Raw genomic sequence first — 13,151 nt, forward strand, 5'->3', positions numbered from 1 at the left:
GATGGACCTGACGCCCCGCGAAAAAGACAAGCTGCTGATCTTCACCGCCGGCCTGGTCGCCGAGCGTCGCCTCGCCCGGGGGGTGAAGCTCAACTACCCGGAGGCCGTGGCGCTGATTTCCGCCGCGCTGCTCGAAGGTGCCCGGGATGGCCAGACGGTCGCCGACCTGATGCACTACGGCACCACGCTGCTGACCCGTGAACAGGTGATGGAAGGCGTACCGGAAATGATCCCGGAGATCCAGGTGGAAGCCACCTTCCCGGACGGCACCAAGCTGGTCACCGTGCACCAGCCCATCGCCTGATCGCGCCCCCGAACCAAGGTGCGGCGACAATGGCGAATGAAGCGTTCCGCTTCATTCGCCCTACGTACAGAGGAACCAACATGCTCATCCGCGACGCCAGCCAAGCCGACCTCGGCAGTCTGCGCGACATCTACAACGACGCCGTGCTCAACACCACCGCCATCTGGAACGAGGTCGCCATCGACCTGGAGAACCGCCGCGCCTGGCTGGAACTGCGCGCACAGCAGGGGTTCCCGGTGCTGGTGGCCGAGGACGGCGGCGAGGTGGTGGGCTACGCCAGCTACGGCCCGTGGCGGGCCTTCGATGGCTTCCGCGAAACCGTGGAGCACTCGGTCTACGTGCGCGCCGACCAGCGCGGCAAAGGCCTTGGCCCGATCCTGATGCAGGCACTGATCGAGCGCGCCCGTGCCCAGGGTTTGCACGTGATGGTCGCGGCCATCGAGAGCGGCAACGCCGCGTCGATCCGCCTGCACGAACGCCTGGGCTTCATCACCAGCGGGCAGATGCCGCAGGTCGGCCAGAAATTTGGCCGCTGGCTGGACCTGACCTTCATGCAACTCAACCTCGACTCACGGAGCTCCCCATGATCCCAGGCGAATACGACATCCAGTCCGGCGAGATCGAACTCAACGCCGGCCGCCGCACGCTCGGCCTGACCGTGGCCAACAGCGGCGACCGGCCGATCCAGGTCGGCTCGCACTACCACTTCTTCGAGACCAACGACGCGCTGCTGTTCGACCGCGACGCGGCACGCGGCATGCGCTTGAACATTCCCGCCGGTACCGCGGTGCGCTTCGAGCCGGGGCAGAGCCGCGAGGTGGAGCTGGTGGAGCTGGCGGGTGACAGGAAGGTTTATGGATTTGCGGGACGGGTGATGGGTGCGCTCTGAGAGCCCCTCTCCCCCGCCCTCTCCCTGAAGGGAGAGGGAGAAAGCAGGCCGCCACGGCGGGACCACACTGTGCTCCGATCAGCCCCCTCTCCCTTCAGGGAGAGGGTTGGGGAGAGGGCAAACCAGCGCAGGTAATGACCAAGGAGCCCCGATGAAAATCAGCAGACAAGCCTACGCCGACATGTTCGGCCCCACCGTCGGCGACCGCGTGCGTCTGGCCGACACCGACCTGTGGATCGAGGTGGAGCAGGACTTCACCGTCTACGGCGAGGAAGTGAAGTTCGGCGGCGGCAAGGTTATCCGCGACGGCATGGGCCAGGGCCAGCTGTGCGCCGCGCAGGTGGTCGACACGGTGATCACCAACGCGCTGATCCTCGACCACTGGGGCATCGTGAAAGCCGACGTGGGCCTCAAGCACGGCCGCATCTCCGCCATCGGCAAGGCCGGCAACCCGGACATCCAGCCCGGCGTCACCATCGCCCTGGGCGCCAGCACCGAAGTGATCGCTGGCGAAGGCATGATCCTCACCGCCGGCGGCATCGACACGCACATCCACTTCATCTGTCCGCAGCAGATCGAAGAGGCGCTGATGAGCGGAGTGACGACCATGATCGGTGGCGGCACCGGGCCGGCCACCGGCACCAATGCCACCACCTGCACTTCCGGCCCGTGGCACATGGCGCGCATGCTCCAGGCCGCCGACGCCTTCCCGATGAACATCGGCTTCACCGGCAAGGGCAACGCCAGCCTGCCGCTACCGCTGGAGGAGCAGGTTCGAGCTGGCGCCATCGGCCTGAAGCTGCACGAGGACTGGGGCACCACCCCGGCGGCGATCGACAATTGCCTCTCCGTGGCCGACCGCCTCGACGTGCAGGTGGCGATCCACACCGACACCCTCAACGAATCCGGCTTCGTCGAAACCACCCTGGCCGCGTTCAAGGGCCGCACCATCCACACCTACCATACCGAGGGCGCCGGAGGCGGCCACGCGCCGGACATCATCAAGGCCTGCGGCTTCGCCAACGTGCTGCCCAGCTCGACCAATCCGACCCGGCCGTTCACCCGCAACACCATCGACGAGCACCTGGACATGCTCATGGTCTGCCACCACCTGGACCCGAGCATCGCCGAGGACGTGGCCTTCGCCGAATCGCGCATTCGCCGCGAGACCATCGCCGCCGAGGACATCCTCCACGACCTCGGAGCCTTCAGCATGATCAGCTCCGACAGCCAGGCCATGGGCCGCGTCGGCGAAGTGATCACGCGCACCTGGCAGACTGCCGACAAGATGAAGAAGCAGCGCGGTGCACTGGACGGCGACGGCGCACGCAACGACAACTTCCGCGCCAAGCGCTACATCGCCAAGTACACCATCAACCCGGCGATCACCCATGGCGTAGCCCATGAAGTGGGCAGCATCGAAGTAGGCAAGCTGGCCGACCTGGTGCTCTGGCGCCCAGCTTTCTTCGGCGTGAAGCCGAGCCTGATCCTCAAGGGTGGCGCCATCGCCGCGAGCCTGATGGGCGACGCCAACGCGTCGATCCCGACGCCGCAGCCGGTGCACTACCGACCGATGTTCGCCAGCTACGCCGGCAGTCGCCACGCCACCTGCCTGACCTTCATCAGCCAGGCCGCGTTCGACCTCGGCGTGCACCACGAACTGGGCCTGCGCAAGGCCATCGGCGTGGTGAAGGGCTGCCGCAGCGTGCAGAAGACCGACCTGATCCACAACGCGTACCTGCCGCACATCGAAGTCGATGCGCAGAACTATCAGGTCCGCGCCGACGGGCAACTGTTGTGGTGCGAGCCTGCGGACGTCCTGCCGATGGCGCAGCGGTATTTTCTGTTCTGAAGTCGGTCAAGTCAGACAACGGCAGCTGGCTGGCTTCCACAAAGGCAGGATGATGGCTACCCTGCGCTCCCCCTGGGAAAGAGTCCCGGGGGTTGCATCTCAGGAGAGTCATGTGAAGTTTTCCCGTATCGCCGCCACCCTGCTGGCCACCGCAATCCTCGCCGGCTGCACCGGCACCCCGATGAAGACCCAGACCTACAGCCCCGAGCAGTACACCGTGATCGGCCATGGCGAAGGCAAGGCCACCGGGATCATGCTGCTGGGTTTCATCCCGATCCAGCAGAACGATCGCTTCGTCCGTGCGCAGAATGCCGCAGTGAAATCCAAGGGCGGCGACGCGCTGATCAACACCCAGGTGCAGGAAAAGTGGTTCTGGGCCTGGGTCCTGAACGGCTACACCACCACCGTGTCCGGTGACGTGGTCAAGCTGAACAAGTAAGGCTCTGCCTGCTGCTCCGGACCGGTGCGCAATGCCCGGTCCGGCTTCCGCCCTTGTCATATATCAAGCTTTTCCCGGTCCCCCGCCCTGCTGCCTGCCGATTGAGATTCGTCTTATTCGGCCAACTGAACCGCGCCTGAACAATGAGCCCACTGATCCAGCGCGCCCCTCTGCCGCTGGTTGGGTGAGGCTCCGCCGTCCGGAGTTCTGCCCTCCCCTTGCCTGATGCGATCAGGCGCCATCTCCCGGTGCAGGAAGGACCCGCTCTTGGAAGCCAGGCTTCCACGCTTCAGCCAGTGAACGGCTCCTTGCGCCGGAATACGCATTCGCTCACCTAAGTGAGCGGGCGCAAGGAGGATTGCAATGCGCTTCAAGAAAACCCTGCTGGCCATGCACGTCGCCCTGGCCGCCGGCATGCTTGCCCACAGCGGCGGTGCCGCCGCCGGCTCCTGCTCGGTAGACGGCTCGACGCTGAACTGCACGACCACCATCTACTGGGCCCCCGGCGATACTTCGGCCTACGAGAAGATCGTGATCGACACCACTGGCGAGAGTCAGTCCTTCACGCCAACCGGTTTCGGCATCTACGGCAACAGCTCGAAGTACACCCTCAAGGACGTGTCGATCACCACGGAGTCCAGCAAGTCTGACGCCATTCAGGCCAACAACGGTGGGAGCAAGATATCCATCGACAAGCTGCACATCGTCACCAAGGGCAGCTCCGCGGATGGCATCAACGTGACCGAGAATGCGCTCAACTCCGAGGTTCGCGTAGGCGATGGCGCCATCATCACCGCCGAAGGCTCGGGCATGGGCGTACGCGCCAACACCTCGAAGAACGGTGGCAAGAACCTCATCGAACTGGGCACCGGCGCGCAGATCACCACCAACGGAAGCGGCGCGAATTCCCTGGATGGCACGGGGTACGCCGTCTACGCTGGCAACCGCTCGCTGTCCGCCACCACTTACTGGGGTGATGCCGAAGTCATCCTCGGCGACGGCAGCACCATCGTCAGCAAGGGCAGCGCCGCCCACGCGGTCTTCGCCAACCGCGGTGGCGTGATCCGGCTGGGCGACACCAGCATCACCACCGAGAAATCCAACGCATACGGCATCTACGCGCAAACGGCGGCGGACAAGAATGGCGACCGCGGCGGCCAGGTCTACCTGGGAGGCGACACCAGCGTCACCGTCACCGATGGCAACCGCGCGCTCTACGCATCCGGCGCCGATTCGCTGATCCGCTCCGAGGCAGCTTCGGTGTACCGCCTGGACAGCAGCGCCGCCAGCGATGTGCAGAACCGCAAGGGCGTTGCCCTGTATGCCGACAAGACCGGCGTCATAGATTTGAAAATGGCCGCCGGATCCTACTTCAACGGTACCACCAGCACCGCCACCGACGGCGTGATCGACCTCGCCATGGACGGTGCCGCCAGCCAGTGGTTCATGACCGGCAATTCCAACCTCACCAACCTCTCGCTCACCGACGGAGCGCAGCTGATCTACGATCGTCATGACGAGCACGGTGCCTACACCTACAAGACACTGACGGTGGATGGCGACTTCACCGGCGGCGGCCACCTGGTGATGAACACCTACCTGGGCAATGACACCTCCGAGACCGACAAGCTCGCCATCACCGGCAGTACCTCGGGCGACACCCGCGTCACCGTCAACAATACCGACGGCCCGGGCGCCGAAACCCTGGAAGGCATCCAGATGATCACCGTCGGCGGCACCTCGGCCGGCGAGTTCAAGTCCGACCGGGTGACCGAGGGCGGCTACGAGTACGTGCTGCGCCGCGGCGGCAGCTTCGTCGGTTCCACCGGCTCGAACAGCGACTGGTACCTGACCTCCTACAAGCCGACCGAACCGGAGCCGGAAGATCCCGATCCGGTGGACCCAGGTCCTGAAGATCCCGGCCCCGTCGATCCGGGTCCGGAAGATCCCGGTCCTGTCGACCCAGGTCCCGAAGAGCCCGGTCCCGTCGACCCAGGCCCCGAAGATCCCGGCCCCGTCGATCCAGGTCCCGAAGAGCCCGGTCCGGTAGATCCAGGCCCCGAGGAGCCGGGCCCGGTCGATCCGGGCCCGACCGACCCGGCACCGGAGAAGCCCACGCCCAGCGACAAGGACCGCGTGCGCCAGCCCGAAGGTGGCAGCTACACCGCCAACATCGCAGCGGCCAACACCATGTTCCTGCATCGCCTGCATGACCGCACCGGCAACCTGACCTACGTCGACCCGGATACCGGCAAGGAAGTCACCTCCATGCTCTGGATGCGCAACGTCGATGGCTCGACCCGCTGGGAAGACAGCACCGGCCAGCTCAAGACCGAGTCCAACCGCTACGTGCTGCAACTGGGCAGCGACCTGTACCGCAAGGAAACCGATAACGGTGACTGGGTCTTCGGCGTGATGGCCGGCTACGCCAACGGCAACTCCACCACCAAGTCGCGCATCACCGGCTATCGCTCGCGCGGCGAGATCGATGGCTACAGCCTGGGCGTCTACGGCACCTGGTATGAGAACCGGGAAGACGAGAACGGCGCGTACGTCGACAGCTGGATTCTCTACAACGAATTCGACGCCGACGTGAAAGGTGACCAACTGGCCAAGGAGAGCTACGACCTCAAGGGCATCACCGCTTCCGTCGAAGCCGGCAAGACCTTCGAAGTCGCCAAGACCGAAAGTGCCACCTACTACGTGCAGCCCCAGGCACAGATCGTCTACATGGGCGTGAAGGCCGACAACCACCGCGAAGCCAATGGCACCAAGGTCACCGGCAAAGGTGACGGCAACGTCATGACCCGCCTGGGTGCCCGCGCCGCCGTGCGCAGCAACGAGGCCGGTGGTTTCGCCAACACCTACGGCGTGGAGCCCTACGTGGAGACCAACTGGATCCACAACTCCAAGGACTTCGGCGCGAAGATGGGCAGCACGAAGTTCGAGATGGACGGAGCCAGCGACATCTTCGAAGTGAAGCTCGGCGCCACCAGCAAGGTAAACAGCCGGGTCAACGTCTGGGGTGAAGTGGGCCACCAGTTCGGCGACAACGGTTACCGCGACCAGGCGGTGACCGTAGGCTTCAAGGTCAACTTCTGATCCTGCCGTGAAACTGGGCCGCCGCACACCTTGTGCGGCGGCCTTTTTGCACCCGCGCTCCCATCTCGCGCCTGCTGTTGGAAGCCCCGCAAGCTGACAGGTCGATCAACTTTCTCGCCGTCGGCCCGGTCGTCCAGCTCGAACTGCTATGCTCTGCTGCTCGAAGAAAAAGGTGGACCCGCGATGACGGCGATGACTTCGCAACCGAACGAACGCCCGGGCATCTCGCCCGCGCTGGCCGCGCTGCGTGCCGCCACCCATGAGCTGCATGCCGACCTCGACAGCCGCTCGCCGCTCACTGCCGCACTGACCCACGCCGACTACCTCGACCACGCCGCCCGCGTACTGGGCTGGATGCGCCCGCTGGAGCAAGCCCTCTGGCCGCTCTGGCCTGACGCCGAGGATGCATGTCTGCGACGCGGCAAAAGCCAATGGCTGCAAGCCGACCTGCTGGCGGGCTCGCAGGCCGCCGCCGATTGGCCGGACTGCCCCGTCGCGCCGGTTGCCAACAGCCTCGCCGAAGCCTTCGGTATTGCCTACGTTGCCGAAGGCGCGACCCTGGGCGGACGGGTGCTCTACAAGCGACTCAAGGCCTCTCTCGAGCCACTGCCACTGCTCTGGCTGCAAGGCTACGGCGAACACACCGGCGAGCGCTGGGTAGCCTTCCAGCGCCTGCTGGCCGAGCATGTTTCCACCCCCGAAGACATCGCCCACGCCCAGAAGGCCGCCGTGCGCGCCTTCACTTCGTTCCGCGACTGGGTGCTCGACGCCGCGCCGCAGCGGGCGGTCCCGGCATGAGCGAGCAGACGGTCACCCTTGCCAACTGCGAGGACGAACCCATCCATGTACCCGGTGCGATCCAGCCCCACGGCGCACTGATTGCCGTCGACGACCAGGGCCGCGTGCTCGGTGTCAGCGACAACCTTGGCCCCCTGTTGGGCATCGCTCCAGTGCTGGGCGAGCTGCTGGCGGAAACCGACGTCGGCCCCGGCGTACTGGCGATGCTCGAAGAGGGGCTGAGCGAGGAAGGGCCCTGGGTCAACAGCGTGGAAGCGCGGATCAACCGGCGCTTCTTCGACGTGATCGGCCACAGCCATGACGGCGTGCGCTACCTGGAATTCGAGCGGCGCGCCGCCGGCACTGCGTCCTTCACCACCTTCGCCCTCAACGCCCAACGCCTGGTCAGCCAGTTGCAACTGCGCAACGACGTGGAGAGCCTGTTGGTCAGCGTCACCGAGGAGGTGCGGCGGATGACCGGCTACGACCGCGTCATGGCCTACCGCTTCAACGAGGACGACTCGGGTGAGGTGGTCGCCGAATCCCGCCGCGAGGACCTGGAAAGCTATCTCGGCCAGCGCTACCCGGCCTCGGACATTCCCGCCCAGGCGCGGCGCCTGTACCTGCAGAACCCGGTGCGGCTGATCGGCGACGCAGCCTATCAGCCGGTGGCCGTGCGCCCGACACTGAACCCGACCAGCCGCAAACCCTTCGACCTGAGCTTCAGCACCTTGCGCAGCGTCTCGCCGATCCATTGCGAGTACCTCGCCAACATGGGCGTACGCGCGTCGATGAGTATCTCCATCGTCGTCGGCGGGCGGCTGTGGGGACTGTTCTCCTGCCACCACATGAGCCCGAAGGTGGTGCCCTATCCGATCCGCATGTCCTTCCAGGTGTTCTCCCAGGTGTGCAGCGCCATGGTCGAGCGCCTGGAGCAGAGCCGCATCAGCGAGCTGCTGCGCCAGGCCTCCGAACGCCAGCAGGCGCTGCTGCGCCGCACCCGCGACTCCGACGACCTGCTCAGTGCGCTGTCGCGCCCCGGCGCCAGCATCGCCGATCTGCTGCCGTGCGACGGCGCAGTGGTGATGCTCGGCGGGCGCACCAGCAGTATCGGAGGCGACTTCGAGGACCTGGCGGTGGCCATGGTCGCCCAGTTGCAACAGGACGAAGAGCTCGACCTGTTCCACAGCGACCATCGCCTGGAACTACCCGACGGCGCGTACGATCCGCGCTACTGCGGTGTCATGGCGATTCGTTTCCATCGCCAGGAGTCGGGCTGGATCGTCTGGTTGCGCCTGGAGCAGGTGCACCGTATCCGCTGGGGCGGCAAGCCGGAGAAGATCATCAGCACCGGCCCCTCCGGCCCGCGCCTGACCCCGCGTGGTTCGTTCGAAGCCTGGGAAGAAGTGGTACGCGGACGCTCCATGCCCTGGACCGGCATTGACCTGAGCATCGCCGAGAAGCTGCGCACCGAACTGGTGGAGTTGTGCCTGAACCGCGCGGGTGAAATCGATCGTATGCGCCAGCGCCTGATCGCCGTGCTCGGCCACGACCTGCGCAACCCGCTGCAGTCGATCTCCATGGCCGCTGCCATGCTTTCCTCCAGCGATGTGCGAAACGCCGAACTGCGCCAGCACATCACCTACTCCAGCAGCCGCATGGAGCGGCTGATCAGCCAGATCCTGGAGATGAGCCGCCTGCAGAGCGGCGCGGGCATGACGGTGAAACCGGTGGCCGCCGATCTATCGCGTCTGGTGCGCGATATCGTCCAGGAAACCGACGTGGCCTATCCGGGCCTGTCCATCGAGACCGCCATCGAGGAAGGTGTGCAGGCGCAGGTCGACCCCGACCGCTACCTGCAGGTAATCGCCAACCTGCTGAGCAACGCCCGCCACCATGGTCGTCCTGGCCGCCCGGTGCTGGTGGAGCTGCGCCGCCAGGGCGAGCTGGCGAGACTGAGCATCCTCAACGAAGCCGAAGCGCTGGATGAGGCACGCCTCGCCAACCTCTTCGAACCCTTCAAGCAGGAGGCCGGTGGCCATGGCCGCAACAAGAGCGGGCTGGGCATCGGCCTGTACATTTCCCAGGCCATCGTCAGCGCCCACGATGGCCGTATCGAGGTAGAGCAGGCCGACGGCATCATCACCTTCAGCGTGCTGGTGCCGCTCAAGCCATCGTCCTGACGCCGAAGCTACGCGCTCGGACGAAAACGGCGCCTCAGGGGCGCCGTTTTCATACCGGATGGGAGGCACGTCAGCGCAGCTGGCTGTCCTTGCTGCCACGACGGTTGTAGCCGGCGTAGCTGGCCTGCTCCTTGTCGTGCTCGGCCTGGCAGTTCACGCACAGTCGCACGCCGGGGATGGCTTTGCGCCGCGCCTCGGGGATCGGTGCATCGCACTCCTCGCAATGGGTCAGGCTCTCGCCCTTGGGCATCTGGTTGCGCGCCCGTGCGATAGCGTCCTCGATGGTGCTGTCGATCTGTTCCTGAACCGCTCCGTCGTTTGCCCAGCCGCTGGCCATGGCGACCTCCCGTGGAATCTTCGCTGTTCGGAAGATATGCAGGGCACTGCAAGGGATTGCAAGGGTAATGGCGCAGGAAGCGACGAGCGCGTCGCCGGGAAACCAGATACGTCTGATGTTCCGCAAGGGCGCGCCTGCCGAGAATCGGGAGACCTCTGTCAGCCGGAACCCTGCCATGCGCTACGCCTCTGCCCTGATCGCCAGCCTCCTGCTCGCAGGTCTCCTGCCGCGCGCTGCCAATGCCGACACCGTGGATGCCAGCCTGCGCGACATGGAGCGCTACCTGCTGCTGTACAGCGCCACCGGTGACGAACGTTTCCTCGCACGATTGGACGGCCTTGGGCCGAGCTTCGAACAGCAGCTGTCGCAGCAGAAGAATGCGAACAATCTGCAGGACCTCTGGAAGCTCTATCGGCAGACGCTGGAGCAGGTGCGCGCGGCCTACTCGCAGAAGGGCGTGGACCTGCAAAACGCCGTGGAGCAGACGCAGGAAGTCGCTGGACTGTTCGACACCTTCATCCTGGCACGTGAGCCGGCACCACAGGGGCTGGAAGACGAGTTGCGCGAGCTGGCGCTGCTGGAGGCGCGGCGGGCCAACGGTCGTTTGCTGGGGAAGGAAAGCGAGGGGGATGCGACACGCATCAGGGACTTGCAGGAACTGATCGGCGAACGCCTGGCGGCACTACCTGCCGGTGCCAGCCGGGACTCCCTGCTCTCGCGCTGGAGCTACCTGCGCAAGGCGGAGAAACCCGAAGGCACTCTGCTCTATCCCTTCAACGCCCAGGTCGAGTACCTGCTGGCGCATCTGCCGCGCAGCTGAGCGGCGCAGGAAAGAACAAAACAGGACAGAACAGGCGGTCCTACTCTTTGACTTCCATGTATTCGCGCGCCCAGATCTGGTACTCCTCGGGCAGCGTGTACTTCTTCGCCAGTTCCGAAGCGGTCAGGTCTGAGGCATGCACGCCGCGCTGCTCACGCAGGCAGTCGTAGGTGGCCTTGATCGCAGCGAAGTAGGCGGCGTGACCGTCGACCACGATGCGCACGCCCAGCTCGGCCAGGCGCGCGTCGTCGCGCAGCTCGGGGTTGCCGTAGGACACCAGCATCAGCGGCACGGACAGGTGCCGGGAGATGGACTCCAGGTGGTCGAAGTCGCGGATGCCGACCATGCAAATGCCGTCGGCGCCGGCGGCCTGGTAGGCCAGGGTGCGGCGGATCACATCGTCCACTTCCAGCACTTCGGCGTTGGTGCGGGCGATGATCGCCATTTCCGAGTCGATGCGCGCTTCCAGCGCCGCGCGGATCTTGCCGACGCCTTCCTCGACCGGAATCAGGTCGGTGGACTTGCGGCCGAACTGCGCCGGCAGCAGGGTGTCCTCGATGGTCAGCGCAGCGACGCCGGCGCGCTCCAGCTCGACGATGGTGCGCATGGTGTTCAGCGCGTTGCCGTAGCCGTGGTCGGCGTCAGCGATCACCGGCAGACGCGCGACGCGACCGATGCGGGTGGCCTGCTCGGTGAATTCGCTCAGGGTGATCAGCGCAAAGTCAGGTGCCGCCAGAACTTGTAGTGAAGCTACAGAACCGCCCAGGATGCCCACCTCGAACCCCAGATCCGCGGCGATGCGCGCCGACATGGGATCGAACACCGAAGCGGTGTGATAGCAGGCTGAAGAATTCAGTAAGGCGCGGAAATCCTTGCGCAATTCGTGGAAGGAGGCTCTGTGCATGGTGGGATCCAACTGCTAATACGGGGTGGGAGAACGGAAATCAGATAGTGGAAAACTCTTGTAGGAAAACTACAGGAACACAATGTAGCAAAACTACAAGCTACTCCCCAAGCCCCCTTTGCCACCATCGTCTTCCGACGGATACCCTGAATTTCGGCGAACACTCGCGTACACTGCGCGGCCGTTTTTTCTCCGGACACCTCCGCATCATGTTCCCGACCACTGCGGCCCGCGCCCTGGGCATCGACTTCGGCACCTCCAACTCCACCGTCGGCTGGTGGCGCCCGGGCACCGAACCGCTGATCGCCCTGGAAGACGACAAGATCACCCTGCCCTCGGTGATCTTCTTCAACGTCGAGGAACGCCGTCCGGTGTACGGCCGCCTGGCCCTGCACGAATACCTGGAAGGCTACGAAGGCCGCCTGATGCGTTCGCTGAAAAGCCTGCTGGGCTCCTCGCTGTTGAAAAGCGAGACCACCGTGCTGGGCAGCGCCATGCCGTTCAAGGACCTGCTGGGGCTGTTCATCGGCGAACTGAAGAAGCGCGCCGAAGCGGTCGCCGGACGCGAGTTCGAGTCCGTGGTGCTGGGCCGCCCGGTGTTCTTCGTCGACGACGATCCCAAGGCCGACCAGGAAGCCCAGGACACCCTGGTGGCCGTGGCGCAGAAGCTCGGCTTCAAGGACGTCTCCTTCCAGTACGAACCGCTCGCCGCGGCCTTCGACTACGAGCGCAGCATCCAGCGTGAAGAACTGGTGCTGATCGTCGACATCGGCGGCGGTACCTCGGACTTCTCGCTGGTGCGCCTGTCGCCCGAGCGCCGCGAAGTGGCCGACCGCCAAGGCGACATCCTCGCCACCGGCGGCGTGCACATCGGCGGTACGGACTTCGACAAGCAACTGAGTATCCAGGGCGTGATGCCGCTGTTCGGCTACGGCAGCAAGATGAAGAGCGATGCCTTCATGCCGACCAGCTACCACCTCAACCTCGCCACCTGGCACACCATCAACGCGGTGTACGCGCAGAAGTCTCAGCTGGCGCTGCAGAACATGCGCTACGACATCGTCGACGCCACCGGCATCGACCGCCTGTTCAAGCTCATCGAGCAGCGCGCCGGCCACTGGCTGGCGATGCAGGTGGAAGCCAGCAAGATCGAGCTGTCCGACACCGAGCGCCGCGACATCGACCTGGCGCGCATCGAAGCCGGTCTGCTCGCCGAGCTGAGCCGCGAGCTGTTCGAAGGCGCCATCGGCCCCCTGCTGGAGCGCGTGCGCGGCAGCATCACCGAGCTGCTGAGTTCGGCCGACGTGGACCCGGCGCGGGTCGACACGGTGTTCTTCACCGGCGGTTCCTCCGGCGTGCCTGCGTTGCGCCAGAGCGTGGCGGCGATGCTACCCAACGCCCGCCACATCGACGGCGACCGCTTCGGCGGGATCGGTAACGGCCTGGCCATCGAGGCGATGAAGCGCTACGGCTGAGCAGCCGCTCACTGACGCAACGGCCGCCATGCGCTAGTGTGGCGGTAATACCCCTCGCGTCCGGAGTCC

Annotated in this window: 12 protein-coding genes; 10 read left to right on the forward strand and 2 right to left on the reverse strand. The window is 65.4% G+C overall.

Translation table 11 applies throughout. The features are described from left to right. The first annotated feature begins 1 nt into the window (after nt 1). From ACKI1H_RS01200 to ACKI1H_RS01235, 8 genes are all read left to right on the forward strand, one after another. On the forward strand, nt 2-304 hold the full coding sequence (locus ACKI1H_RS01200; protein WP_192292874.1) for an urease subunit gamma: 303 nt from the start codon (nt 2-4) through the stop codon (nt 302-304). Between the two features lie 80 nt (nt 305-384). Then, entirely contained in the window at nt 385-891 is a 507-nt protein-coding gene (locus ACKI1H_RS01205) for an N-acetyltransferase family protein (RefSeq protein WP_440467439.1), read from the forward strand. Beyond that, a complete protein-coding gene (locus ACKI1H_RS01210) occupies nt 888-1,193 on the forward strand; it encodes an urease subunit beta (RefSeq protein ID WP_440467440.1) in 306 nt (101 codons plus the stop codon). The genes ACKI1H_RS01205 and ACKI1H_RS01210 overlap by 4 nt, the downstream gene beginning before the upstream one ends. 151 nt (nt 1,194-1,344) lie before the next feature. Further along, nucleotides 1,345-3,045, forward strand: a complete 1,701-nt coding sequence (gene ureC / locus ACKI1H_RS01215) for an urease subunit alpha (protein WP_440467441.1) — start codon at nt 1,345-1,347, stop codon at nt 3,043-3,045. A 112-nt stretch (nt 3,046-3,157) separates the two neighbouring features. Further along, nucleotides 3,158-3,484 (forward strand): hypothetical protein, encoded by a 327-nt coding sequence (locus tag ACKI1H_RS01220; RefSeq protein ID WP_138525789.1) that lies wholly within the window; start codon nt 3,158-3,160, stop codon nt 3,482-3,484. Nucleotides 3,485-3,847: 363 nt separating this feature from the next. Then, the gene (locus tag ACKI1H_RS01225; protein ID WP_440467442.1) at nt 3,848-6,586 is read left to right on the forward strand and encodes an autotransporter outer membrane beta-barrel domain-containing protein; all 2,739 of its coding nucleotides are present in this window, start codon (nt 3,848-3,850) and stop codon (nt 6,584-6,586) included. A 192-nt stretch (nt 6,587-6,778) separates the two neighbouring features. Continuing rightward, on the forward strand, nt 6,779-7,384 hold the full coding sequence (locus tag ACKI1H_RS01230) for a biliverdin-producing heme oxygenase (protein ID WP_440467443.1): 606 nt from the start codon (nt 6,779-6,781) through the stop codon (nt 7,382-7,384). Continuing rightward, nucleotides 7,381-9,546, forward strand: a complete 2,166-nt coding sequence (locus tag ACKI1H_RS01235) for a GAF domain-containing protein (protein WP_440467444.1) — start codon at nt 7,381-7,383, stop codon at nt 9,544-9,546. The genes ACKI1H_RS01230 and ACKI1H_RS01235 overlap by 4 nt, the downstream gene beginning before the upstream one ends. A 70-nt stretch (nt 9,547-9,616) precedes the next feature. On the opposite strand, the gene ACKI1H_RS01240 is transcribed toward ACKI1H_RS01235, so the two are convergent. Continuing rightward, nucleotides 9,617-9,883 carry a DksA/TraR family C4-type zinc finger protein gene (locus ACKI1H_RS01240; protein WP_045216354.1) on the reverse strand — a complete coding sequence of 89 codons (267 nt, stop codon included), beginning with the start codon at nt 9,881-9,883 and terminating at the stop codon, nt 9,617-9,619. A gap of 175 nt (nt 9,884-10,058) precedes the next feature. Between ACKI1H_RS01240 and ACKI1H_RS01245 the strand changes: the two genes are divergently transcribed. Further along, nucleotides 10,059-10,703: a hypothetical protein gene (locus ACKI1H_RS01245; RefSeq protein WP_440467445.1), complete on the forward strand. Its 645-nt coding sequence runs from the start codon at nt 10,059-10,061 to the stop codon at nt 10,701-10,703. Between the two features lie 40 nt (nt 10,704-10,743). Here ACKI1H_RS01245 and ACKI1H_RS01250 read toward each other — a convergent pair whose 3' ends face one another. Then, entirely contained in the window at nt 10,744-11,607 is an 864-nt protein-coding gene (locus ACKI1H_RS01250) for an isocitrate lyase/PEP mutase family protein (protein WP_138525783.1), read from the reverse strand. 209 nt (nt 11,608-11,816) lie between these two features. Between ACKI1H_RS01250 and ACKI1H_RS01255 the strand changes: the two genes are divergently transcribed. After that, nucleotides 11,817-13,082 carry an Hsp70 family protein gene (locus ACKI1H_RS01255; RefSeq protein WP_138525782.1) on the forward strand — a complete coding sequence of 422 codons (1,266 nt, stop codon included), beginning with the start codon at nt 11,817-11,819 and terminating at the stop codon, nt 13,080-13,082. Nucleotides 13,083-13,151 lie beyond the last annotated feature (69 nt).

It is taken from the genome of Pseudomonas sp. YH-1, from assembly GCF_051990045.1.
Lineage (GTDB): Bacteria > Pseudomonadota > Gammaproteobacteria > Pseudomonadales > Pseudomonadaceae > Pseudomonas > Pseudomonas nicosulfuronedens.

Bases quoted from the DNA above. Each gene is read 5' to 3' on its own strand.
- ACKI1H_RS01255 (WP_138525782.1), top strand. From the start codon at position 11,817: ATGTTCCCGACCACTGCGGCCCGCGCCCTGGGCATCGACTTCGGCACC.
- ACKI1H_RS01210 (WP_440467440.1), top strand. From the start codon at position 888: ATGATCCCAGGCGAATACGACATCCAGTCCGGCGAGATCGAACTCAAC.
- ureC (WP_440467441.1), top strand. From the start codon at position 1,345: ATGAAAATCAGCAGACAAGCCTACGCCGACATGTTCGGCCCCACCGTC.
- ACKI1H_RS01200 (WP_192292874.1), top strand. From the start codon at position 2: ATGGACCTGACGCCCCGCGAAAAAGACAAGCTGCTGATCTTCACCGCC.
- ACKI1H_RS01235 (WP_440467444.1), top strand. From the start codon at position 7,381: ATGAGCGAGCAGACGGTCACCCTTGCCAACTGCGAGGACGAACCCATC.
- ACKI1H_RS01250 (WP_138525783.1), bottom strand. From the start codon at position 11,607: ATGCACAGAGCCTCCTTCCACGAATTGCGCAAGGATTTCCGCGCCTTA.
- ACKI1H_RS01245 (WP_440467445.1), top strand. From the start codon at position 10,059: ATGCGCTACGCCTCTGCCCTGATCGCCAGCCTCCTGCTCGCAGGTCTC.
- ACKI1H_RS01240 (WP_045216354.1), bottom strand. From the start codon at position 9,883: ATGGCCAGCGGCTGGGCAAACGACGGAGCGGTTCAGGAACAGATCGAC.
- ACKI1H_RS01205 (WP_440467439.1), top strand. From the start codon at position 385: ATGCTCATCCGCGACGCCAGCCAAGCCGACCTCGGCAGTCTGCGCGAC.
- ACKI1H_RS01225 (WP_440467442.1), top strand. From the start codon at position 3,848: ATGCGCTTCAAGAAAACCCTGCTGGCCATGCACGTCGCCCTGGCCGCC.
- ACKI1H_RS01230 (WP_440467443.1), top strand. From the start codon at position 6,779: ATGACTTCGCAACCGAACGAACGCCCGGGCATCTCGCCCGCGCTGGCC.